Annotated in this window: 22 protein-coding genes and 2 pseudogenes; 8 read left to right on the forward strand and 16 right to left on the reverse strand. The window is 67.6% G+C overall.

The features are described 5' to 3' along the window. Window positions 1–351: 351 nt before the first annotated feature. From MJ785_RS12225 to MJ785_RS12265, 9 genes and pseudogenes are all read right to left on the reverse strand, one after another. Window positions 352–870: a hypothetical protein gene (locus MJ785_RS12225; RefSeq protein ID WP_239380914.1), complete on the reverse strand. Its 519-nt coding sequence runs from the start codon at window positions 868–870 to the stop codon at window positions 352–354. 96 nt (window positions 871–966) lie between these two features. Then, window positions 967–1,131, reverse strand: a pseudogene (locus tag MJ785_RS12230) (helix-turn-helix domain-containing protein); the annotation flags it as partial. Between the two features lie 293 nt (window positions 1,132–1,424). Beyond that, window positions 1,425–1,946 carry a DUF5994 family protein gene (locus MJ785_RS12235; RefSeq protein ID WP_239309721.1) on the reverse strand — a complete coding sequence of 174 codons (522 nt, stop codon included), beginning with the start codon at window positions 1,944–1,946 and terminating at the stop codon, window positions 1,425–1,427. A 193-nt stretch (window positions 1,947–2,139) separates the two neighbouring features. After that, window positions 2,140–2,481: a lipopolysaccharide assembly protein LapA domain-containing protein gene (locus MJ785_RS12240; protein WP_239374302.1), complete on the reverse strand. Its 342-nt coding sequence runs from the start codon at window positions 2,479–2,481 to the stop codon at window positions 2,140–2,142. 376 nt (window positions 2,482–2,857) lie between these two features. Beyond that, a complete protein-coding gene (locus MJ785_RS12245) occupies window positions 2,858–3,355 on the reverse strand; it encodes a general stress protein (RefSeq protein WP_239309724.1) in 498 nt (165 codons plus the stop codon). A 9-nt stretch (window positions 3,356–3,364) separates the two neighbouring features. Then, window positions 3,365–3,601, reverse strand: a complete 237-nt coding sequence (locus MJ785_RS12250; protein WP_239309726.1) for a hypothetical protein — start codon at window positions 3,599–3,601, stop codon at window positions 3,365–3,367. A gap of 44 nt (window positions 3,602–3,645) precedes the next feature. Further along, complete coding sequence (locus MJ785_RS12255) at window positions 3,646–4,089, reverse strand: STAS domain-containing protein (RefSeq protein WP_239309727.1); 444 nt, start codon at window positions 4,087–4,089, stop codon at window positions 3,646–3,648. Between the two features lie 2 nt (window positions 4,090–4,091). Next, window positions 4,092–4,388, reverse strand: coding sequence for a GlsB/YeaQ/YmgE family stress response membrane protein (locus tag MJ785_RS12260; protein ID WP_239309728.1), 297 nt, complete (start codon window positions 4,386–4,388; stop codon window positions 4,092–4,094). Continuing rightward, on the reverse strand, window positions 4,385–4,876 hold the full coding sequence (locus MJ785_RS12265; RefSeq protein WP_239309730.1) for an STAS domain-containing protein: 492 nt from the start codon (window positions 4,874–4,876) through the stop codon (window positions 4,385–4,387). Before MJ785_RS12265 ends, MJ785_RS12260 begins: the two co-directional genes overlap by 4 nt. Window positions 4,877–5,588: 712 nt before the next feature. On the opposite strand from MJ785_RS12265, the gene MJ785_RS12270 reads away from it, so the two are divergent. From MJ785_RS12270 to MJ785_RS12300, 7 genes are all read left to right on the forward strand, one after another. Then, window positions 5,589–6,389: a GAF and ANTAR domain-containing protein gene (locus MJ785_RS12270; RefSeq protein ID WP_239309731.1), complete on the forward strand. Its 801-nt coding sequence runs from the start codon at window positions 5,589–5,591 to the stop codon at window positions 6,387–6,389. 178 nt (window positions 6,390–6,567) lie between these two features. Then, window positions 6,568–7,245: a hypothetical protein gene (locus tag MJ785_RS12275; RefSeq protein ID WP_239309732.1), complete on the forward strand. Its 678-nt coding sequence runs from the start codon at window positions 6,568–6,570 to the stop codon at window positions 7,243–7,245. Window positions 7,246–7,434: 189 nt separating this feature from the next. Next, window positions 7,435–7,653 (forward strand): three-helix bundle dimerization domain-containing protein, encoded by a 219-nt coding sequence (locus MJ785_RS12280; RefSeq protein ID WP_239309733.1) that lies wholly within the window; start codon window positions 7,435–7,437, stop codon window positions 7,651–7,653. Window positions 7,654–8,416: 763 nt separating this feature from the next. Then, entirely contained in the window at window positions 8,417–10,822 is a 2,406-nt protein-coding gene (locus MJ785_RS12285) for a phosphoketolase (RefSeq protein ID WP_239309744.1), read from the forward strand. Between the two features lie 47 nt (window positions 10,823–10,869). Further along, window positions 10,870–11,454 carry a hypothetical protein gene (locus MJ785_RS12290; RefSeq protein ID WP_239380933.1) on the forward strand — a complete coding sequence of 195 codons (585 nt, stop codon included), beginning with the start codon at window positions 10,870–10,872 and terminating at the stop codon, window positions 11,452–11,454. Window positions 11,455–11,555: 101 nt separating this feature from the next. Further along, a complete protein-coding gene (gene mgtA, locus MJ785_RS12295) occupies window positions 11,556–14,219 on the forward strand; it encodes a magnesium-translocating P-type ATPase (protein ID WP_239309734.1) in 2,664 nt (887 codons plus the stop codon). Between the two features lie 635 nt (window positions 14,220–14,854). Beyond that, on the forward strand, window positions 14,855–15,697 hold the full coding sequence (locus MJ785_RS12300) for a PP2C family protein-serine/threonine phosphatase (RefSeq protein ID WP_239309735.1): 843 nt from the start codon (window positions 14,855–14,857) through the stop codon (window positions 15,695–15,697). Window positions 15,698–15,712: 15 nt separating this feature from the next. Here MJ785_RS12300 and MJ785_RS12305 read toward each other — a convergent pair whose 3' ends face one another. The 7 genes and pseudogenes from MJ785_RS12305 to MJ785_RS12335 form a co-directional block, all read right to left on the reverse strand. Then, window positions 15,713–16,399, reverse strand: coding sequence for a hypothetical protein (locus MJ785_RS12305; RefSeq protein WP_239309736.1), 687 nt, complete (start codon window positions 16,397–16,399; stop codon window positions 15,713–15,715). Between the two features lie 179 nt (window positions 16,400–16,578). Next, window positions 16,579–17,379: a GAF and ANTAR domain-containing protein gene (locus MJ785_RS12310; protein ID WP_239380918.1), complete on the reverse strand. Its 801-nt coding sequence runs from the start codon at window positions 17,377–17,379 to the stop codon at window positions 16,579–16,581. 479 nt (window positions 17,380–17,858) lie between these two features. Next, a complete protein-coding gene (locus tag MJ785_RS12315; RefSeq protein WP_239309738.1) occupies window positions 17,859–19,097 on the reverse strand; it encodes a PP2C family protein-serine/threonine phosphatase in 1,239 nt (412 codons plus the stop codon). 314 nt (window positions 19,098–19,411) lie between these two features. Continuing rightward, window positions 19,412–20,212, reverse strand: a complete 801-nt coding sequence (locus MJ785_RS12320) for a hypothetical protein (protein WP_239309739.1) — start codon at window positions 20,210–20,212, stop codon at window positions 19,412–19,414. Window positions 20,213–20,548: 336 nt separating this feature from the next. Further along, entirely contained in the window at window positions 20,549–21,535 is a 987-nt protein-coding gene (locus tag MJ785_RS12325; protein ID WP_239374314.1) for a glycosyltransferase family A protein, read from the reverse strand. Beyond that, window positions 21,525–22,715: a radical SAM protein gene (locus tag MJ785_RS12330; protein ID WP_239380920.1), complete on the reverse strand. Its 1,191-nt coding sequence runs from the start codon at window positions 22,713–22,715 to the stop codon at window positions 21,525–21,527. Before MJ785_RS12330 ends, MJ785_RS12325 begins: the two co-directional genes overlap by 11 nt. 327 nt (window positions 22,716–23,042) lie before the next feature. Continuing rightward, a pseudogene (locus MJ785_RS12335) lies at window positions 23,043–23,285 on the reverse strand (ATP-binding protein); the annotation flags it as partial. Window positions 23,286–23,377: 92 nt separating this feature from the next. Here MJ785_RS12335 and MJ785_RS12340 point away from each other — a divergent pair. Continuing rightward, window positions 23,378–23,838, forward strand: a 461-nt coding sequence (locus MJ785_RS12340) for an excisionase family DNA-binding protein (protein ID WP_239380929.1), incomplete at its 3' end; no start/stop codon positions are given.

Genomic DNA, 23,838 nt, shown 5'->3' on the forward strand with positions numbered 1-23,838 from the left:
ACGGAGAGTGATTAGCCTCTGACCTGGGCAGATAAGTTGCACCTACCAGCCCAGGGCAGCGACTGCTACCTAAACGCCCAGCTCGGCTGCATGATCATTCGGTTCGTACGGAAACATGGTCTCCGCTTGACCGGACGCTTTAGTTGCTGTACGTGACATCGGACCGCCCGCTGGCGCTGTGGAGCGCGCCGTCGACGCCAGCCTGATGTAGAGGGTCGTGTCGATGTGCCTGGCAGGCGTACCGCTGACCACGGTGTGATCTGTCGAGATCGCGGCGCTCCCGACGCTCCCGACGCCGACTGCCCCGAAAGGGCCGGGTGCGCACGGAGTGTCGCCACGTTCGGGTCGAGGTCATCGTGCGATCAGCGAGACCGCTTCCCGTGCGGGTCCCGCCGGCGCGATCCGACCTCCCAACGGCTCGCAGATCTTCTTCTCGATCGGCTCGGCGCCGCGCTGGTCATGGCTGTGGGGTGAGCGGGAGTACGAGTAGCTGTCCGGACCAGCTGCCGATGTGGAGGTCTCGGGCGCCGTGAAGTCCTGCTGCTTGTAGTAGCGCCACGATGGAAGCGACGCTGCTCGACGTCCGCGCAGACTGGGACTGGAGCAGCTCCTGGGCTGGGACTTCCCCACCATGGCCATGGCCGCGACCCGGATCGGCCGCCCCGACCTGGCCGTTGACACCCTGCTCACGAACTCGGCCAAGAACCAGTACTCACCGGCCGGCCACGCCCTGCCGATCGGCAGCGCCCTGCCGATCGACCTCCCGGCAAACGGCGGCCTGCTCGCGGCCGTCTCCCTCATGGCCGCCGGCTGGGACGGTGCCACCGACTGCCCAGGATTCCACGCGACGCCGGCTGGACCATCCGCCACGAGGGCTTCACCGTCTGGCCCTGACATCGGTCGAAATTCGAGAACCAACGCGGCGGACTGGGGGACCATCCACGACTGCGCACATACTCGACGAGATCAGTCCTGCGGGCGATGTTCGGAGCGGTAGCGGCCGGGGGACTGGCCGACGACGCGTTTGAAGGCGCGGGCGAAGGCGAACTCCGAGTCGTAGCCGACGTCGCCCGCTATGCGGCGCAGCGGCGCCCGTCCCTCGCGCAGCAGCCGGGCGGCGACCGTCATCCGCGGGCTGCGCCTGACGATCCTGCCCCAGCCCGGACCTCGCCGCACGGATTGCCGCGGCCGAGCAGGACTGCTGCCCGTTCATCGCCTTCACCTCGCTGCTGGCGCGCTGACCGTCCCCGCTCCCCAGACCGCCGCCAGCCTGCTGGCTGACGCACAGCAGGGAACTGTCCTGTCGGCCGCGAACGTAAATTCCTTTCCGCGCGGCGGAGAGTTGCTTATGCAGTCACCGGCACGCCGCCCGATCGCCGGTCAGGCGGCACCGGCCATGTCGGCGGGGGGAAATAATGAGCATGTCATTCCGGTGGAAATGTGATGCCTGCGGTGCGCAGTATCTGGCCGGCGGGGCCGACCAGTCGGCCATCCGCGGCCATCCGGAGTACCTCTTGGGCTGGTTCGGGGGCTGTCTGGGGCGGGATCACGAGCAGCACGAGTCGCGGCCCGTAGCCGCCCGACAGCGTCACCGTGTGCGGATCGAGGGTGCGAAACCAGCTGACCCGCACCGACGGGCCGGTGGCCGTCGTGAACCGGCGAGGAATGTCGGTCCAGATGTCACCGTTCACCGACATCCGGCCGACCGTCTCACCCGCGTCCGACAGTGCTGCGACGAGCGCGGGAAGCTCGCTGGCCAGGCGCCAGGATTGCGGCCACCACGCGCCGTCGAAGGATTTTCGACCGAGTGCCACGGCCAGCGACAGCCTGCCGCTGCCGGCAGCGAGCCCCGGGCGCGCGCCCACCGCCGCGGTCCGCAGCCTCGTGGGAGCGCCGCCGTCATCGTCCATACGCGAGGAATCAGCCTGGTCGAGAAGTACAGTCATCGGGCCTGTCATCATGACGGCCGCCTCACTCCGGCGACGAGAACCACCGGATGGCCCAGACCGGTGCCGACATCGACTTGGCATCGATACCCGTGACTTTCCGGTCTGTTATGACAGTAGCACCGCGGACCCATACCCGAACGATCGCGATTTTCGTCCCGGCGCTCGTCGCGGGAGTGCGGAAGGCGGGCCGTCAGCGCACCGACGGTGGTTCGGCTTCGGTAGCCCGGTGATGTCGAGCCACGCGGCGGAGCTGGAAGATGCGCCCCACGCCTGGTATCGCGAGGAGCAGCGCGCCAGCGATCGCCGCGAACAGCAACGCGACCCCGAGTGGTAGATGGCCGTCGATTCCCAGGAACGACACGGTGACCCGCTGGCCGTTCTCCACGATGAAGATCAGAAGAAAGATCAAGATGAGAGCCGACAGGATCGCGGCGGTCCAGATACGGCTCGTCCGGGTCGACCGCACCACATGATCCTCGGGCACGCGCGGTGGGCCATCGGCTTCGGGCTGTTGGACGAAATCGGTAGCCATGACGGCTCCTTGTCCCGGGAAATTGACCCAGAAATTGGGGGCTGGCCCGATCGGCGACTGCCGCCGGCGTCCCGTCTTTGAGTATACGCCCCGATATCAGCATGCCGACATGCGCGCGAGCGGCACCCATCGCCCGCAAGGCTGAGGTTGACAAATGACGCCGGAATCTCGTCCGCACGGCCGATCGATGGGAGCTGGCGGTGGAACCGGCGCCGAGTCTCGGACGGCTATTAATCCGAGCATGGATGCCTGGCGCCGGTGCAAAGCGGTGGTTAGGCGTACAAGTCCCCCGGGGTTCGCCGGAACTTTGCCGTCCTCTGCTGCCGAACTGGCTGAAGCTCCCAACCACATCGACGTTATACCGATCGGCGATATCTCAGACCGTCGCCCTGCGCGGCATGGCCGCGAGGAGTTCATGCGCGCGAGCGGCGTGCGCGTGCTCCACGAGAACTTCGTACTTGGTGGCCACGATCTGGTTGACCGAGGCGAAGTCGCGGCTGCCGTGCCGGGTCGCCGTGCTGTAGCCGAGCTGGCTCCAGGCCAGCCCGAACACGGCCCCGAGCAGCGGCGTGGTGAAGAAAAAGCCGAGTTGGTTCCGATCGCCGAACAGGCTGAACGCGATCCCGACGAACAGTCCGATCCAGAGCCCGGACAGCGCGCCGGCCGCGGCGATCTTTCCGCGGGTCAGGCGTCCGGTGACACGTTCGATGGAACGCAACTCGGTGCCGACAATTTCCACGTTCTGCACGGGGAAGTCCAGGTCAGCGAGGTAGTCGACCACCTGCTGGGCGTCGGCGTAGTGGTCGTACACGCCCAGGGACATGGGGTATTCCAGATCCAGGCGGGCGGCGGTGAACATCTCGCTTTTCGTCATACAGGAGTCCTATTCGGTGGTGGCGCGCGGTGCGGCGGCGATCAGGAGGCGGGTGAGCTGACGGTCATCCAACGCACTCCACGTTGGCTCGTCGGGGCTGACCGTCTCGACCTTGGCCCCGATCCGCGTCTTCACGCCCACCTGTTGCGGGCGGACCCGGCTGGCAGTGCGGGTGCGCCGGGCCCGGAGCAGGGTGCTCACGAGGTACGGCGTGCAGAGGATCACGGACGCGATGATGATGATCATAAAGTCAGTTCCAACCAGTTCCACTGCACGGACGACGTGGGCATCTATCCCTGGGCTGAGCTGATGGGTGGGTCGGTGGCAGGGTCGGCGGCTGGTATGAGGGTCCGGGTGGTCGGGGTGGGGTGCACATCGAGCCGGTCGACCAGGCGGGTCAGGGCGAAGCGCCGGTAGACCCGGGGACGGGCTCCGATGATCATGATGGGGATGCCGGCGTGGGCCGCGCGGTTCGCGACGCCGAGCAGGACTGCCAGGCCCGAGGTGCCCAGCGCGGACACGCCGGCGAGGTCGACGATCAGCAGCGAGGGTGGCCGCTGCAGGCCGGCCGTCAGCGCCGCACGGAACGCGGTGCGGGTGGCGCGGTCGATCTCACCGTGCGCGCGCACGATGGTCCGGTCGGCCGGGGCGTAGATGTCGGTATGGAAGCGGGAGGCGAACCTGTGCGGGCGCCGCGCCTTCGGCGTGGGGACCGGGAGGAGAGTCTTCGTCATGGTCAGTGGCGCGACGTGGTGCGTCGACGTCCCCGTGGCGCATGTCCAGTCGTCCCGGTGATCAGGCGAACGGCCAGCAGAACGATGACAGCCCCAACGATCGCGGTGATCCACGTCGACACGTTGAAGAACGTGTGGAGGGAATGGACGTGGAAAAGCACCTTGGCGAGCCAGCCGCCGAGCAGGGCGCCGGCGATCCCGGCGATTCCCGCGACGACCCAGCCGGTACGTTCCCCGGTCAGCCTTTCGGCGATCAGGCCGGCGATGAGTCCCAGCACGATCCAGGCGATGATGCTCATGGTGCTCCCTGCTGTCTGATTCCGGCGGCTTGGCGGTGTGCGGGATGGACGTCGAGCGTCACGACCAGGCCGGCGTCGAGGAACTCCTGGAAGACCGCGGGCTGGGCGCCACGGACAGTGATCCGGCTCCCGCGCCGCGCGGCCCGGGACGCGGCAGCGAGCAGCACTTCCAGGGCGGCCGCGCCGAGGGACGGCACTTCGCCGAGGTCCACGACCAGCAGCGGTTGCCTGGCGTGCATCCCGTGGTCGAGGGCGTCCCGGAATGTCGCGGCGACCACGCCGGCCGCGGAGAGGAGGTGGACGGTCGTGACCTGGTCGTGATGCGAGGTGACGATCCCCACCGCGGCCCCGGAGGGACCGGAACCCCGACGCAGGACCGTGAGGCCTTGGCGTGCGTTTTCGGCTCCGAGCTGGGCCAGCACGCGGGGCCGTTCGGTGCTGTCGAGGGGTCCCAGTAGAACGTCGAGAAAATCGCGCCGGTACTCCACTACGTTCGCCCGATCCCAGCCGACGGTCGATGATCAAGGCGTGCCTGGCCACGCGGCGGCGACCCACCCAGCGGCCCGGTCGGGGATGACGAGGAAACGCAGACGGAAATAGTGGCGCAAAGGCGATCGGAGGCCTTGGACACTGTCACAGATGACACCCTGAGGACGATCACTTGGCGGCGCTCGAGCGTGAGTAACACACTCGCGGTCCCGCGGCAGCTACGCGGCGTTCCCGATCCCGAGCCGGCTATGTCCTAGCAGGCCGAGCATAGCCCGAAGAGCACCCGAATGTCGACGAGGCGTCAACAGGCGGCCACGCTGCCGCGCGCGGCAGCGTGGCCGCGGTGTCCGCCCGCCCGCCCGCGCGATGCATCGGTGTCCGAACATCCCCACGCTCGGCCCAACCACGGACGGAAGTTCACGATCGAACGCGTGCTAGGGCGCTGTGGTAGCTTCGGCATCGGCCGGATCTCTACGAATATCGACGTCGAGTCGGTGTCGCCTCCCGGCTGCGGCCATCTGGCGGCTCTTATCGCCGGGGTTAGGTGACCGTCATGAAGACGGGCCGAACATCCACACTTCTCTACCAGGTCGACGCCGCCCAACTCAGCGACACGATCGCGCACCCACCCATCGCCCAACCACCTGCGGGCTATCGTCCCGGGCCGGCCGCTGGCCCGGCACGGAGGGCAGACATGCAGGTGACGCGGCCATGACAGAGTTCGACGATGAGATCACCGTTGTCGCGCCGGCACTGAGTTTCGAGCAGGAACGGGCCGATGACCTCGACCTGCGGGCGGGCCTGGCCGGTCTCGCCGGCCTGGTGTCCGGGTCCCTCGACCTTCAGGAACTGCTCACCCGGGTGGCGAGCTTCGCCACCCGAGCGATCCCCGGCGCCGACGGTGCCGGGGTGACGTTGCTGCGCGCCGACCGGGAAGGCACCAAAATCGAGGCACTGGCCGCGAGCGCGCCGTTCGTCCGGGACATCGACGAGATCCAATACGTCGTCCTCAACGAAGGCCCCTGCATCACCGCTACCCTCGACCGGCGCACGGTCCGCTCGGGATCCCTGGGCGGCGACCGCCAGTGGCGGCGTTTCGGCCCGCGGGTCAGCCGCCTCGGGGTGCACAGCGCCCTGTCGCTGCCGTTGCTGCTACCGGACCAGGTGGTGGGCGCGATCAACGTCTACGCCCACGGCAAGGACGTCTTCGACGACCACGCCGCCGAACTCGGGGAACTGTTCGCGGCCCCGGCCGCGGTCGCGGTCCACAACGCCCAGGTGCTGACCCAGGCTCTGAACCTCACGATCCAGCTACAGACCGCCCTGTCGAGCAGGCCCGTCATCGACCAGGCCATCGGACTGCTCCGCGGCCGTACCGGCGCGACCGCGGAGGAGGCGTTCGCGCGGCTGCGCGCGATCAGCCAGCACGAGAACGTCAAACTCGCCGTCGTCGCGCAGCGCATCGTCGATGAGGCGGTCCGTCGCGCCCGCGCCCGCAGCCACCAGACGTAACCCGACCGCCCGTCCGCCGCGGTTGGGCGGCCGGCCCAACCGAGTACCGTGAAAGACGGCACCCTTGGATGCGGGGCCCTGACTCGTGTCCGGTGCCCCACCCAGCACCGCGACCTGCGGTACTCGGCTCCGTGGCCGAAAACAGGCGTTCGGGGACGCCGTTTCGGAGAACCCCGCTGTGGACATTTCCACCGCTTGGGCCGCGGATCTCGCCGCTCTCACGGAATCACTGGACGAACCCGGCACGGATATCTCACAAACCCTGCGGCAACTCGCCGCCGACACCAAGACTGCGGTCCACTCCTATCTTGGGCTCTCGGCCATGTTCTCGGTCGGCGGACGGCGCCTGGAATTCACCGCGCTTGAGGAGGACGCCGAGCCCGAAGAAATCCGCGCCTCGCTACGGATATCACTTCCGACTAACGTCTCCGGAACCGAAGATCCCGCGGCCACCGCATCCCTGATCCTCTTCGCCGCGACGCCCGGAGCATTTCTTGACCTTGCGACCGATCTGAGCTGGCTCGCCGGGAGCCTCGACACCGCCGCCTTCGTCCTCGACGAAGACCTCACGGTGCCACCCGATCCGGACACACCCAGCGGGCTGAAAGCCCTGTCCACCGTCGACCAGGCCATCGGCGTACTGATCAGCCAAGGCAACACCCTGGAACAGGCGCATCAGCACCTCGACCTGCTAGCCGCCTACACCAGCGTCGACCGGCCCACCGCAGCAGAGACGATCCTCGCCGAACTAGACCTGCCGAGCACGACAGGCCTGCGCTCCGACGAACGGCGCCCACCGCGCGCACACGGCCCCGACCGGGGGCCGACACCCACCCAGCCGCCACGAGACCCGTAGCGCCGGATCCGTTTCGCGGCGTAAACTCAAAGTCGGGCTGACAGGTGGCGATCGCCGCTGACAGCCCCGAATTCCTGGGGCCACTGTCCCAGGAGAAGGAGCCGTCGTGGCTACCAGCACGGTCAGATACGACGCCGCCAAGAGGTCAACGCAGCACCACAGGATCTCGCTCGGTCGAGGCAAAGCGTCATGAACTTGATCCCGGTCCGGGACGAATTTCCCGAGCGGATCACAATCCTGATTCAACGCCTCCAAACCGCCTACGACGGGACGGTGCCAGGCCCCACCGTCGAGGCGGTAGTGCGCAGCTGCTACGCACCGTTGACACACGCGACGATCACGCATTACGTCCCGAACCTCGTCGAACACGCGAGCCGGGACCGGTTGCAACAGCTCATCACGTCCTAGCCGCTCAACCGGCTCACCGGCGAACCGACGCCGCCGCTACTCGGGAGGCCAGCCCCGAGGCGCAGTCGTGGATCAGTCTGATCCGATCGCCGCCATCGCGCGGGGCGGCGTACCCTCGGCGCCAGATGAATACCCACGGCCTGGCCAAATCCGAACAGGCCAGGGGTGGGACGACCTGATGACGCGGTTCGGATCATTCTGTCCACCCGGCTGCGCCGGAGCGGGTGGTGGCGCGTCCGGTGGGACGTTCTTCCCGCGGGCCAGCCCACCTGACGCCTGGGACCGGCTGGTGGGCGCCGCCCGCCGGTCAGCGATCCCCAGCCGGCCGGTCGCCGCTCGCCGAGGCCGACACAGGCGTGGAAGCCGACCTCCGAAATCCCTCTGTGATCCCAACGGTCCGCGCCGGCTGCCACGTCTGCGGACGCTCGGGCTGCCGTTCGACTCCGAGGCTGCGCGGATGGCGGTACGCTGACGTTGGTTGGGTAGCAGCCAGTCCAGGCCAGATCCCTCGCAGCCTCGCTCGGGATCTGTGAGCGTTCGCTCGCCACTGGGCAGCCTCCGCTGATCGTGATCCACGAATGGGATGACCATGCGCGCTCTCGGCCCGTCTCCTCTTGTCGCTTCTCCATCCCGGGTTCGTCCCGTGCGAGGAGCTGGCTTCAGCTTCGGCGCGGACCCGTCGCGGGGTCCTCGCCCGATCACAGGCCGAGTTCCAGCACCAACCACCGTGGGTGACGCAATGAGCCACGCCATGACCGAACCGATGACCGACGTGACAACGGACACTGCGGACGAGGTGGCTGTCACCTCGGCGCGCCGAGGTGAGCTGACGTTGCTGGACGCCTATTGGCGGGCCGCGAACTACCTGTCCGTCGGTCAGATCTACCTGATGGACAACCCGTTGCTACGGGAACCACTGCGCGCCGAGCACGTCAAGCCGCGGCTGCTCGGGCACTGGGGCACGACGCCTGGCCTGAACCTGCTGTACGCGCACCTGAACCGGGTGATCAACGAGCGGGACCTCAACGTGCTATTCGTGACCGGTCCAGGCCACGGCGGTCCGGGCCTGGTCGCGGGCGCCTATCTCGACGGCACCTACAGCGAGACCTATCCGGCGGTCAGCCGGGACGAGGACGGCCTGCGGACCCTGTTCCGGCAGTTCTCCTTCCCCGGCGGCATTCCCAGCCACGTCGCGCCGGAGACCCCGGGCTCGATCCACGAGGGCGGCGAGCTCGGCTACTCCCTCGTCCACGCCTACGGCGCCGTCTTCGACAACCCGGACCTGGTCGCCCTGTGCGTCGTCGGCGACGGCGAGGCCGAGACCGGTCCGCTCGCCGCCAGCTGGCATTCGAACAAGTTCCTGAACCCGGTGACGGACGGGGCTGTCCTGCCGGTCCTGCACCTCAACGGCTACAAGATCGCTAACCCTGCGGTGCTGGCCCGCATCGACACCGCCGAACTCGCCCAGCTGATGCGCGGCTACGGGTACGAACCGCACTTCGTCAGCGGCGACGACCCGTTCCACGTCCACGAACAGCTCGCGGCCACTCTCGACCAGGCGTTCGATGAGATCGCTTCCATCCAGGACGGCGCCCGCACCCACGGGAGCCGGGACCGGCCGCGGTGGCCGATGATCGTGCTGCGCACGCCGAAGGGCTGGACCGGACCGAAGATCGTCGACGGCCTCCCGGTCGAGGGCACCTGGCGTGCCCATCAGGTACCCCTCGCCGAGACCCGTACCAACCCCGTCCACCGCGCCCAACTCGAGGAGTGGATGCGCGGTTACCGGCCCGAGGAGCTCTTCGACGCCGCCGGCAGGCTCCTCCCTGAACTCCAGGCGCTCGCCCCACGCGGGGATCGCCGGATGAGCGCGAACCCGCACGCCAACGGCGGCCGGCTACTGCGCGACCTCGCCCTGCCCGACTTCCGGGGCTACGCCGTCCCCGTCACCCACCCGGCCACGCAGACCAGCGAGGCCACCCGGGTACTCGGCGTCTTCCTGCGCGACGTCATCGCGAACAACCCGGACCGGTTCCGCCTCGTCGGCCCGGACGAGACCGTCTCCAACCGGCTCACTGCCGTCTTCGAGACGACGGACCGGGCCTGGGACGCCGCCACGCTGCCCGGCGACGACCACCTCGCGCCGGACGGACGGGTCATGGAGATCCTCTCCGAGCACCTGTGCCAGGGCTGGCTGGAGGGCTATCTGCTCACCGGCCGCCACGGGCTGTTCAACTGCTACGAGGCGTTCATCCACATCGTCGACTCCATGGTCAACCAGCACGCCAAATGGCTCAAGACCAGCCGCCGCATCCCCTGGCGCGCCCCCATCGCGTCGCTGAACTACCTGCTGTCCTCACACGTCTGGCGCCAGGACAACAACGGCTTCTCCCACCAGGACCCCGGCTTCATCGACCACCTCATCACCAAGAAGTCGGAGATCGTCCGGGTCTACCTGCCACCGGATGCCAACACCCTGCTCTCCGTGGCCGACCACTGCCTACGCAGCCGGGACTACATCAACCTCGTCATCGCCGGCAAACAGCCCGCGCTGACCTACCTGGACATGGACGAGGCCGTCGCGCACTGCACCCGCGGCCTCGGGATCTGGCCGTGGGCCAGCACCGGTCACGACAACCCCGACGTCGTGCTCGCCTGCGCGGGCGACATCTCCACCCTCGAAACGCTCGCCGCCGCGGACCTGCTGCGCATCCACCTGCCCGCTCTGAACGTCCGGGTCGTCAACGTCGTCGACCTCATGCGCCTGGTCCCCGAGACCGAACACCCGCACGGGCTCTCCGACCGCGACTTCGACGCGCTGTTCCCCCCGGACACCCCGACCATCTTCGCCTTCCACGGCTACCCGTCGGTCATCCACCAGCTCACCTACCGCCGCAACAACCACCACGGCCTGCACGTCCGCGGCTACAAAGAAGAAGGCACCACGACCACACCGTTCGACATGGTCATGCTCAACGACCTCGACCGATACCACCTGGTCATGGACGTCATCGACCGGGTCCCCACGCTCGGCAGCCACGCCGCGACGACACGCCAGCTGATGTCCGACACCCGCATCGCGGCCCGCGCCTACACCCGCGCGCACGGCGAGGACGACCCGCTCATCTCCGCATGGACCTGGCCAGCGACAGCGACCCCGGGTACCTGAGCGAGACAGCGCATCTGATCCACGAGAAACGAAGGAATGTGAGCGCGATGGTCGACATCGCCCATCAGCACGACACCCCGGCCGAGACCATCAACCGACCCGCTGGCACGCCGACGCCTCCGCGCGTCGATGACAACGGGCGCCCAGCTCCGGCCGTCCGCTACCTGCTGGCAGGCATCCGGCTCGCCCTGGGCTGGGTGTTCCTGTGGGCATTCCTGGACAAGACATTCGGCCTGGGCCACGACACGACCTCGGCGAAGGCGTGGATCCACGGCGGTAGCCCCACCAAGGGATTCCTCGGCTCCGCCGCCAAAGGCCCACTCACCGGCTTCTACCACTCGCTGGCCGGCACGACCTTCGCCGACGCCCTGTTCATGATCGCCCTGGTCGCGATCGGCACAGCACTGATCCTCGGCATCGGCATGTGGCTGGCCGCGACCGGCGGGGCAGTCCTGACCGTCATGATGTGGAGCGCCGTCCTCCCACCGGCCAGCAACCCGTTCCTTGACGAACACCTCATCTACGCCGCGGTCCTCGTCGTCCTCGCCTTCCTCGGCGCCGGTCGCACCCTCGGACTCGGCCGCCTCTGGGCCACCACCCCCCTGGTCCGACGCCTGCCCTGGCTCGTCTAGAAAACCCGGACGATGCGCCGCGAGATCCCTGACCTCCCGACGAGCGCGATCCTGGACTCGACCGATGTCACGACCGTCCGGGTCCCTGGCGGTGAGCACTCATGACGGCTACGGCCGTGTCGACCAGGGAGCCGGGCGTGGCGCCGGATATCAGCGCTGTCGCGGGAGTGGCCGGAGCCGACCTGCTGCGCCAGCTCGGCAGCTCGGCGGGCTCGGGCCTGTCGGCGAGCGAGATCGTCCGGCGGCGCGCGCGGTGGGGGCCGAACGCGGTTTCCTCGCACCGGGCTCGGCTGCTTCCGGTGCTGTGGCATCAGCTGCGGTCACCGCTGCTGGCGCTGCTGCTGACTGCCGCGCTGGCGTCCTACTTCGTGGGTGAACGCGGCGACGCGGTCATCATCGGCGTGATCGTCGCCCTGTCGGTGACGCTGGGGTTCGTCAACGAGTTCCGGGCCGAGAAAGCCGCCGAGGCGCTCCACGATCAGATCCGCCACGAGACCGTGGTCATCCGCGACGCGACGTCGACCTCGATCGACGTCACCGACCTGGTGCCGGGCGACGTGGTGGCGCTTCGCCTAGGCGACGTCGTCCCGGCCGACATCCGCCTGCTGGAAGCCACCGGGCTGGCGTGCGACGAATCAGTGCTGACCGGCGAGGCACTGCCGGTCGACAAGGACACCGAACCGGTGCCCGCCGGCACGCCGCTGGCCGAGCTGACCGGCTGCGCGCTGATGGGCACCGTGGTCAACGCCGGAAGCGGGACCGGCGTCGTGGTCGCCACCGGCCCGCGCACCGAGCTCGGCAAGATCGCCGCCGGACTGAGCACCCACCCGATGGACACCGAGTTCCAGATCGGGCTGCGCAAGTTCTCGATGCTGCTCGTCTACGTCGCCGGGGCGCTGACCACGTCGATCTTCGTGCTCAGCGTGGCGCTCCATCGGCCGATCATGGATGCGCTGCTGTTCTCGCTGGCGATCGCCGTCGGCATCACCCCCCAGCTGCTCCCGGCGGTCGTGTCCAGCAGCCTCGCCGCCGGGTCGCGACGGATGAGCGCGCGCAAGGTGCTCGTCAAACGGCTGATCTGCATCGAGGACCTGGGCAACGTCGACGTCCTGTTCACCGACAAGACCGGCACTCTGACCGCCGGACACATCGACTACATGCGCGCGGTACCCGCCACGGACACCGACGCTGAGACGGTCCTGCGGTGGGGGCTGCTCGCCACCGAGAACATGCCGGCGGCGGGGACGGACGTCGTGGGCGGAAACCCGCTCGACCAGGCGCTATGGCGGGCTCCGCCGGTTCCCGGGCAGCTGGCCGCGCTCGGCGCCTACACCCGCCTGGGCACGCTGCCCTTCGATCACGACCGGAAAATGGTCTCGGTCCTGGTCCGCGACACCGCCGACCAGATCACCCTGGTAACCAAGGGCGCCCCGGAATCCGTCCTGGACCGCTGCCTCGACGTGCCCCAGACGGCGCGGGACCAGCTGGCCGCCGAGTTCGCGGCCGGCAACCGGGTCGTCGCCGTCGCCACCCGCCCCACCACCGAGGACCGCGCACCGACGGCAGCCGACGAGCGACACCTGCGGCTGGCCGGCCTGCTGGTGTTCCTCGACCCTCCCAAGCCCGACGCCGCCGGCGCGCTCACCCGACTGGCCGGGCTGGGCATCGCGGTCAAGGTCGTGACCGGCGACAACGCGGCCGTCGCGGTCAAGGTCTGCCACGACCTCGGCCTGGACAGCGGCAACGCCATGACGGGTACCCAGCTGGACGAACTGGACGACGACGCGCTCGCCACGGCCATCGGCGCAACGACCGTCTTCGCCCGGGTAAGCCCGCAGGACAAAGCCCGGATCGTCCGCGTGCAGCGCCGCAGCGGCGGCGGAGTCGCCTTCCTCGGCGACGGCGTCAACGACGCGCTCGCCCTACACGCCGCCGACGTCGGGATCTCCGTCGACTCCGCCACCGACGTCGCCAAGGACGCCGCCGACGTGATCCTGCTGGAGAAGAACCTCGACGTGCTCGCCGACGGCGTCGCCGAAGGCAGACGAATCTTCGCAAACACCATCAAATACGTCCTGATGGGAACCTCCAGCAACTTCGGGAACATGTTCTCCGCCGCCGGCGCCTCACTGTTCCTGTCATTCCTGCCGATGCTGCCGTCCCAGATCCTGCTGAACAACCTGCTCTACGACACCAGCCAGCTCGCCATCCCCACCGACCACGTCGACGAGGCGCAGCTACGCGCACCCTCGCAATGGGACATCGGCTTCATCCGCCGATTCATGATGTTCTTCGGCCCGCTCAGCTCCGTGTTCGACTTCGTCACCTTCGGCGTCATGCTGTGGATCTTCCACGCCGGCGCCGGCGAGTTCCGTTCCGGCTGGTTCGTGGAATCCCTCGCCACCCAGACCCTCGTGATCTTCGCGGTCCGGACCCGGCACGTGCCGTTCTTCCGCAGCCGCCCGAGCCTGCCGCTGGCTCTCGCGGCCGTGACCGTCGTGATCATCGGGTCGGTGCTCCCAGCAAGCCCGCTCGCGCACCTCCTCGGTCTCAGTCCGCTGCCCCTCGCGTTCTTCGCGGCGCTGGTCGGCCTGGTCATCGGCTACCTCGCGCTGATCGAGGCCGGCAAGCGGGTCTTCTACCGCGGCGCCGGCATCACCCCACCCGCTCGCCGGCGTTCTTCCACGATGCGGGCACTACACCGCCGCGCTGGCCGCTTCAGCCTCCGCGGACACGCCGAGCACACTCCGAAGAAGGCCGGATGACCCGACCACCAGACCCGGTGGGTGAGCGGCGCCTGCCTGCCGTCGGAGCCGTATCGACGGGCCGCAAGCTGCTCTGCTCGACGACAGCGCCTCGTCGAGCAGAGCGTTGTCGGGCGAGGCTCCGCGTCGCCGGCGGAATGTCCTCGCCGGCGGACCGGGCTCGGTCCTGGCCGTGGTTTCGTGAGTAGTCGCGCCCGGCACCCTCAGGCAGTGCTCTGCTGCCGCTCCAAGGAGAACACATGAGGACCGCAACCAGCTATTGACATCGCCGTCAGGTCGATAGCGCGCGCAGCCAACGACATTTCGCGACCGGGCACTCCGTCCGGCGCCGGACAGTCGATCGGGCCCGGCGTACGATTATGCCGCTGGGAAACAGCCAGCCCGGGCCGGGGCTGCCGCGCGTCAGCGTCGCGGCCCTATGGGCTGCAGGCCTAGCCGCCGGGCGCATCGGTGATCTCTCCTGTAGAGGCACCTCATGTCCGCTCACAACGTTTCCACCTCCGCGCCGTCCACGCCTGTGGGCATGCTGCTGACCGAGCCGGCACCGTGAATTTTCATGATCGTGGCGACGCGGCGATCGCGCCTGTGGCGGTCGACCTCGTCGGATCGTGCGCGGCGCTGGGAAGTGGCGGCTCATGCGAGCGCGACCGCGCGTAGAGCCCGACGTCGACGAGCGACTCACACACCTGTTGCCATATCCGGGTCTGCTGCCCCCGCGGACGTCCGGCGTCCCGGGGATGCAGGTCGCCGCGCGCTGTCTCCCGGCGGCTGACAGCGTGGGGGCACTGGGCGACTTCTACGACATGTTCCCTGTGCGCCTGTTCGCCGGCGCGGACTCCGAGTCCTACACGCAGCGAGTACGCACGCTGCGTGAACCGATCGTGGAACGCTGGGACGCCGTGATCGGAGACGTCAGCGGCCACGGGCCGGAAGCTGCGATGCTCGCGGCGTGGGCACGCCAGACGATCCGCGCCATCGCGACGGCTGAGAAGACTCCGTCGCGGGTACTCGACCGCCTCAACACCGCGTTGCTGACCCGCGAGCCCGACGGCGAGCGTTTCCTGACCGCCACGTACGTCATGCTGTTTCCAGGGTCCGCCGGAGTCCGCGTGCTCCCCACGTCGGCGGGGCATATGCCCGTTCTGCTGCGCAACTCCGCCGGCGCGGTGCGCGCCGTCGGGCATCACGGACTGCCTCTGGGCCTGTACGCCAAAGCCGGACTGAGGAATGTACGGATGACCCTGCGAACGGGAGAGACGCTGCTTCTCTACACGGACGGCGTCACCGAAGCTCGACAGGACCGCGAACAGTACGGCGAAGAACGCCTCCGGGCTCTCCTCGCCGCGACGGGACAGTTCAGCCCGCGAAATCTCGTGGACGAAATCGAGGCGGATGTGCTCGCCTTTACGGGCGGATCCCATGCCGACGACATCGCACTCCTCGCCCTGCGCGCCACCGATCTACACCCAATACTGTGAACTCGACGAGTGACGCTACGGGTCTCGCGGCGGTTCGGTGGGTACCGCCTCACTATCAGGCCCCCGTGCGCGCGCCGGGCGCCCATCGCCGCCTCCCGGGCCTGTCGGACTCGTGGTGTCCAGCTCGGCGAGGATGGCGCCGGCCGCGGCGAGCCGGTCGGCGCGAGTGTCGGCGGCCAGCAGGTCGAGGTGCGCCGAGGCCTGCTCGGGCGTACTGCCTCGGCCGATCAGCACGCCGATGGCCTGCTCGATGATCGACAGTGCCCTCAGCCCGCTCGGTGCGGCCGGATCGTGCGGCGCTGTGAGGTCCTCGTCGAGGACGAATCCGCCGGGGCCGCGGTTGAGACCGTCGCCGGTCAGCCAGCTCAGATCGGTCGCGAGGTCAACGAAGGCTCCCGGTATCGCGGCAAAGAGGATCAGAAAGATCGTGGTCTCCGGGTCTTCGGCCGCGGAGACGCGCGGCGGCAGGGACAGCCGTAGAGAGGCACGGATGTCTTCGGGTTCGGCGCCCTCTTCGAACGCGGTGAAAGTGAGCACGCGCCCACCGGCGAAAAGTACGGCCGATAGTCCGATATAGGAGCCAACGGCAATCTTGGCGTCGACAGAGAGTTGCCGCAGAGTTTGCGAGACATCCACGCCGGGCTCGTCCAACGATTCGGTGAGAGCCGCGAGGTCCGCGGCCAAGGCTGTGGAAATATCCACGGCGGGGTTTCTCCGAAACGGCGTCCCCGAACGCCCATTTTCGGCCACAAAGCCGAGTACCGCAGGCCGCGGTGCTTGGTGGGGCACCGGACACGAGTCGGGGCCCCGAATCCAAGGGTGCCATATCTCAGGCTACTCGGTCGAACCCGCCGCGTGATCACAGAGGATCGACAGTCGAGCTACATGTCGCGGTTGCGGGCGCGGGCACGACGGACCGCCTCATCGACCATGCGCTCGGCGACGGCGGCGAGTTTGACGTTCTCGCGCTGGCTCATCGCGCGCAGCCGCGCGAACGCCTCCTCCGCGGTCCCACCGTTGCGCCCACGCAACAGTCCGATGGCCTGATCGATGACCGGCCTGCTCGACAGAGCGGCCTGCAGCTGGATCGTGAGGTTCAGAGCCTGGGCCAGCACCTGGGCGTTGTGCACCGCGACAGCCGCCGGGGCCGCGAACAGCTCGCCGAGCTCGGCGGCGTGCGCGTCGAAGACGTCCTTGCCGTGGGCGTAGACGTTGATCGCTCCCACTACCTGGTCCGGTAGCAGCAACGGCAGCGACAACACACTGTGCACGCCGAGGCGGCCAACCCGCGGGCCGAAGCGCGGCCACTGCCGTTCGCCGCCGAGCGATCCCGAACGGACCGTACGCCGATCGAGAGTGGCGGTGATACAGGGACCTTCGTTGAGGACCACGTACTGGATCTCGTCGATATCCCGGACAAACGGCGCGCTCGCCGCCAGCGCCTTGACCCGGTCGTCATCCCGGTCGGGGCGCAGCAACGTCACCCCGGCGCCGTCAGCGCCGGGGATCGCCTGGGCCGCGAAACTCGCCACCCTGGTCAGCAGCCCCTGCAGGTCCAGGGAACCGGACACCAGACCAGCGAGGCCGGCCAGGCCAGCACGCAAGTCGAGGTCATCGGCCCGCGCCTGCGCCGAACTCAGCTCCGGCGTCAGCATGACAAGGTCATCATCAAACTCGGTCATGGTCGCCAAACCAGGCATCCCCCGCCGTCAACGGACCGACTGCCGTGGGCCGGGGCCAGCCGCGGCTGTGCCCCACCGCCGGTGGTCGCCTCGGGCCGGGAGACCCTCAGGGAAATCTGGAGCTCGACGGGTTCGCCGCCACCGTCGTCGCGGAAAGCGAAGCCAACCTGACCGAGAGGTACAGCAATGTGGCCCGCCATCATGACGGTCGCCTCAGTCCGGCGATAAGGGCCGCCGGATGGCCTCGGCCGGCACTGAGACCGGCCTGGCATCGAGATCTGGAAGATTCCGGATTCATAGGATTCCGGTCGGCCTTCACTTTATCATGGTGCGCCCGTGCTCGGATGTCGGCCCGCTCCCTGCCTGCGACAGGGTGGGCCGCGCGGGAGCCAGGACGTGAGGCTCCGGCTCCTGACTACAGTCGCCGTGGACCCGCACGACACGAAAAAGGGGACGCCCGGACGCGACCCCCGTTCCGATCAGATATCTACGCTGGCGAGATGGTCGGCGCTGCCTCCGCACCACTCGACTAGGAAAAGTGTCGCATCGTCGGTCGTGACCCCGCGCCGTTCCCGCATCAACGCATGAGACAGACTCCGCACCATCTCCCGCGCGCTGTTACCCCGGGCACTCTCAACGAAGTTGATCAGACGTTCTTCGCCGAACTGCTCGCCGCCCTTCTCATGCTCCTCGATGAGACCGTCGGTGAAGAACAGCACCCGGTCACCACGCCACAGCGTCTGTTCATTGACCTGCGGTATATCGCCACCGAAGCCGACCGGAAGAGTACCCGGACCCTCCAGAGCCTGGATAACCTTACGATCGCGGATCAGCAGCGCCGGCGGGTGACCCGCATTGACCCATTGCAGACGACCTGTTCCAATATCCAGACGCATCATCTGTGCCGTGACGAAGTGATCGGGCCCGAACTGCCTATGGATGGCCGCGTCCATGAACATGTACAGCTCAGCCAGCCCGATGTCGGCGCGTCTGGCGTGCCGGTAGGCGCCAATAGCGACCGTTGCCAGCACCGCGGCGTCCAGGCTATGGCCCATGGCGTCGATGACGGCCGCATGGAGGATGTCTTCGTTGAGGGCGTAGTCGAAACTGTCGCCCGCGATGTTGTAGGCGGGTTCGAGGATGCCGGCCACTGTGACCTGCGGGGTAATCATGGTCAGCGGCGGCAGCAGCGACCACTGGATTTCCGCGGCCACACTCATGGGTTCGCGGCGCCGAGCCCGAAAGAACTGGTCGGTATAATTACTTTTGGTGACAATCATGTCGGCGACAAGGCCGGCGAGCCGCCTCAGCAAGCGCCGGTCATCATCATCGACCCGGTCGAGAGTGAAGGCCATCACCCCTACCTGGTCGCTACCGTCCAGCAGCGGCAGGAACATCCGTATTCCATCACCTTGCTGCTGCTCGACGGGCATCGCGCGAAGGAAGGCCATGCCGGCAGGAGAGTCATCGATCGACTCGGGCTCCCCGACCGAGAGGCCCCTGCCAGGCAGCGGCGTCAGCATCAACTGCTCATAGTCCTGCAGAAGGATCGAGACATCCCGGCCACCAATCCTTCCGATCTCCTCCGCCACCAGAGGGGCGATCAGCTGCGGCGGCATCTCGTGAGCACGGTCCAGCAGCACACCCAGCAGTCGCTCACCGAACCCCTCCGACCGATCCACCATGACCTTGCTGGACTGTCGTTCACCTTCTACCACAAAAACCTCTTCTCCCCGGCGACCAACCCTGGCCCGTGCGAGCGTCCCTAGATGACGTCGGCCGGTCACGTCGACACCCCGATTCACTCCCGATCGGCGGAGCGGAGGACTGTCAAGTCCCGGTGGAGTCGGGGCGAGCCGTACCCTTTGACCTTCATCTTTCCGACGTTCGTTCCGTTCCCAGTCGGCACCGGCCGCCGAGCTCAAGGCACGGCGGTCGTCCTGCGCGCTCGGCTTCCTCATTTCCGATTGGGTCCGCAATCGGGTCGATGAATGAACGACGGAGCCAATCGAGACGGAACCGGCCCAGAGCTCTACGGCGCCGCCGGGCCGGCCTGACTGTCGAGTGCGCTGTGGGTATCGGTGCGCAGCCGGGTCACCAGACCGCGGGCGGTGCCGGTGCCAACGGCTAGCCGCTTGCGCAGCGTTTCCGCGGAGATCGGGCGTTGGTGCTGCTGCCAATGCAACACATCCTCGGCCCGGGCCCGGTGCAGCAGGTCCTGCCTGTGTGCCTCGCGCGCGGGCTCGCGCGACAGCGGGACCGCGACAGCAGTCCCATCCCCGACCGGCTCGACAGCAGGCGCAGCGTGGCGATCCTTGACCCCTGTCGGGGACGGGTTGTCGGCAGCCGGCGTCTCGGCCAGATGCCGGCGGTCGGCCGCTGTGATTTGCATGGCGTACAGGAGACCCGGGGCGACCTCGGCCCAACCGATCAGGAGCACCGGTCCGACGGCGTCGAATGCTGCCTTGCCGTACCGGCCGGCAATCAAGGGTTCCGCGATGTTCAACGCCAGCGTTACCATGCTCGCGAAGATGAGAAGCCTCCGTGCCGAGCGCAGCACTTCTACTGGCCCGCCGTTCACAGCGAGTTGCCGGCTGCCGAGCAGCAGGCCGACGACCGACAGATCAACGGCGGGCGCGACGAGCGGCGCTACCCATATCGGAACGCCGAGACGTAGCCCGAGCGCGAGCACGTTCCCGAAGCCGAAGAGGAACGTTAGCGCAACGACCACGCCGACGATCACGGTCACGAGACGGATCGAAGAGTCCGGAACCGCCAGGTCTACGGAACGCCTGTTCGATTCGGTAGACGATGTAGAGGTCCGCGCGGTCACTGGACATCGACCCTGGCCAGGGCCCGCGTAGCGACCGGACGGACAGTAATTTCAGGGCCAGCAACCAAGATCAAACGGTTCGGATGCTGGTACACATGGTCCACCCTCGCCCAGCCCGTTGATGCGATGAAGGAGCGGGGCCTCCGCTCCTCGTGACACTCCCAGCTGGGTAGTTCCTGGGGGTTGCTCACGTCATCGACGAAGGAGGCCCCTGTGAAGACATCGTATGACGGCCGTCAGATCGACGGCGCACGCTGATCAGACCTGCAACAACACCGGCGCGATCAAAGGACCTGACTAGTTACCCAGGCGAGGCGTGACACACCCAGACCGAGGTCATTCGCTGATCACTGGTTGGCGCTCTACGTGAATCCGCGCCAGCTCAGCGCGAAATCGTGCCGAATCAACGGGGTCTGTCGCCGCCGCCTCGACCAACGACTGGCAGGTTGCCGACGCCAGTTCGGCTGGCAGCGTCTCAAAGATCGCATCAGCCTCCTCCTGGAAACACTCCAGCCGTTCCTGGGCAGTGAACAGCCTCCAGGCCTCTCGGTACGGGCGAAGCAGTGTGATGACGGCCAGGTCGCGGCGTCGACGCTCGCTCGCGGTCGGCTCACGCCCGGCGAAGCTGTTCTGGCCGTGGATCCGGTAGCAGACCGCGGCCTCAGGTGCCGAACGCCACCTTCGGACAAGCCGCCGAGCCGCGCCACCGAACATCAGAACGTCATCTGCTCTGATACGCCAGTCCGAACCGTCGGCAATGTGCACGAGCTCGGCGAACAGCTGCGACCGCACCGCGATCGCCGAGGTTGGCGCGCCGAACCACTGGCCGAGGAACACCGTTCGCAGCCAGTCGGCCGGCTGGTCGCCGTAGCCCACGTCAAAAGTGAACGGGACGACGTCCGTCGGCACTATCGAGCCCGCCGACGCGGTCGCCGCTACGAACCGCAGGCCCGAGAACACCATCTCCGGCCGAGCATAGGAGTGGAACTCCTCCTCGACTCCTTTGAGATAGCCCTCGGACCAGAAGTCATCCGCGTCCAGGAGGCAGACAACGTCGGACTCGTCGGCGAGCTTCACCGCCGCCCGCTGGAAGGCGCAGAGCTGACCCCGATTCCGGTCCTCGGCGTAGAGGACACACGGGATGTCGGCGGTACATTCCTTCGGGATCTTGAGTGAATCGTCAGTGGATCCGTCGTCGACCACCACGACGATTTCCGGCCTCCGGTTCTGCGCCTGAACCGAACCCAGAGCGTCGGGCAGATATCGGCCGTAGTTGTAGTTGGTAACAAGTACACCGATCCGCATCTTCTGATCAGTTCCCATCCCGACGACGCACCGAATCCACATTGATGAACTCGTGAAACTCGTAACCACAGCCGGCCCGGCCCGCCGAGCGCGAGAGCGCTAGCGCCAGGGGCGCGATCCGGGCCTTCTCGACCTCGAAGACCTCGTCCTCGAAGTCAGTCTGGCGCCGGACATAACACCACGCACAGTGGCGCAGCAGGCCCTCAGTACCCGAGACGCGGACCGCTGCGTGCCTGCGTCGTAGCGCCTGGAAACCGGGCCCGTTCCAGATGTCGAGCACGCCAATATCTGGCGAGAGCTCCGCAAAGATCTGGCTGTCATGCCCAATGAGGTGGTCGCAGTAGCCGACTCCACCCCGATAGTCGATGTAGACGACCGACCAGGGGTGTGTGCAGCGCGTCATGCCCGGAACATCCGGCGCAAGATCCTCGGTCAGGGAAGCCCCGAGGCGCAGCTCAAGGCCTGCCTGTCGCGCGCGCTCCGCCGCCTCAATGAGGGACCGAACAAGTAGGTCCGGCGGGACCTGAGAAAGATGAAGTGGATTGTCCCGGTCGGCCACGACCGGAAAGAGAGTCATACGTTCGGCGCCCGCCGAACCGGCGACCGCGACGATCTCGGACAGCTCTCGAACGTTGGCTGCGGACAGCACCGTGTTGAAGAACAGTCGGCCTCGGCCCGCCGCCGCCCGCGTGTCCGCCAACATCCGCAGCTGGGAATACAGCCGCCGGACAGATCCTCGCCGCAGAACACTGGCGGCCTCCTGTGAGACGGCGTCTACCGACACCACCACCATCGCCTCGCCATCGAAGAGAAGACGGGCGTCCGACGGCCGAAGCGACAGCGCGTTCGTGACCAGTCGGAGCCGCGTCCCGTAGGAGAGCGCCTTCTCGACATTCCAGCCGAAATCACGCAGCAAGGTACTCTCGCCCCAGCCTCTGAGATCAACCAGGGCGGCGCTCGGAAACAGCTCCTCAGCGATCTCCAGAAGAATGTCTCTCGGCATGTTCATGCCACGGAAGCTATCGGACGAAGATCGGCATATCGCGCAGTGGAGATTGCAGTCACGGGTGAGTTCCAGGAATACCACCAACGGCCTACATGTGAGCACTTCGGCGCCGGACTCGTACTCGGCCACACAGCGGCTCACGTTTTCTTCTCGTGACAGCTGGAGCGAAGAATGGTCGCCGTTCAATGACATCTACCTCCCACGGCGGTGACGCCTGACGAACTCGGGCGCTGAGCCTGACCTCACGTCCAGCCTGGGCAGGCACCCCCGCAACATGTTTCGCGGGATGTGTAACCAGTATCCGGCTCCAACGCGACGGTGTCGACCAGTTCGAGGTGAGTCCGTCAGCGCTCGCCTCAAACTCACCGCGTCGCCGCGTCACGGCCAACGTCGACCGGACCGGCGAACCGACCGACCGGCCGCCGTCTGTCAAGGGCCATTGAGAACGGCCCCGTGGTAGCCACCAGATCTGCCCACTGGCGGCCAGTGGAACAGCCCGGCTCGGTCAGGTCAAGGATTTCACCCCTTGCCGGACAGGGCCTGGGTGAGGCGGACGCTGTCGCCGCTGGTCTGGCAGAGGTGGGCGTGGTGCAGCAGCCGGTCGACGGTCGCGGCGAGGGTCTTGGGCATGATCTCGTCGAAGCCGGCCGGGTGCAGGTTCGAGCTGACGGCGACCGAGCGTTTCTCGGAGGCGGCGCCGACGAGCCGGTAGAGCCCTTCGGCGGCGTCAGGTCCGACGGGCAGCAGCCCGATGTCATCGACCTATGCGGCCTGCCGCGCCTCCGAGGGCTCGTTCTTCATCGACTTTCGATTCGTTCGAATTCTGGGTATGCTGGTGCAGGAGGTGGAAGACCATGGCCACTGGGGTGTCCGAGCGCACCGTCCTTCCCCCGGACGAGTCCCTCGACGACCTTGTCGCGTTCGTCGGGCGGATCAGCCGTACGGACAACCACGCCGAACTGGTCGGACCCGACGGATCGCGCACCCTGCTTCCCCCAGCCGTCTATGAAGTACTCCAGCATGTCGTGCTCGCGATGGCCCGCGGCCAAGCCGTCACCATCGCCCCGCACCACCAGCAGCTGACCACCCAGGAGGCGGCCGACATCCTCGGCGTCTCGCGCCCGACCCTGGTCAGGATGCTCGACGAGGGGCGAATTCCCTACACCCAGCCCGGTCGGCACCGCCGGGTCCTGTTGCCCGACGTGCTGACCTACCAGGAACTACGCCGAGCCGCACGCGAAGCCGCCATGGACGAACTAGTCACCCTTTCGGAGGAGTTCGACGGCTACCGCGCGACTGACAAGCCATACCACCG

Source organism: Protofrankia sp. CiT1 (assembly GCF_917627335.1).
Lineage (GTDB): Bacteria > Actinomycetota > Actinomycetes > Frankiales > Frankiaceae > Protofrankia.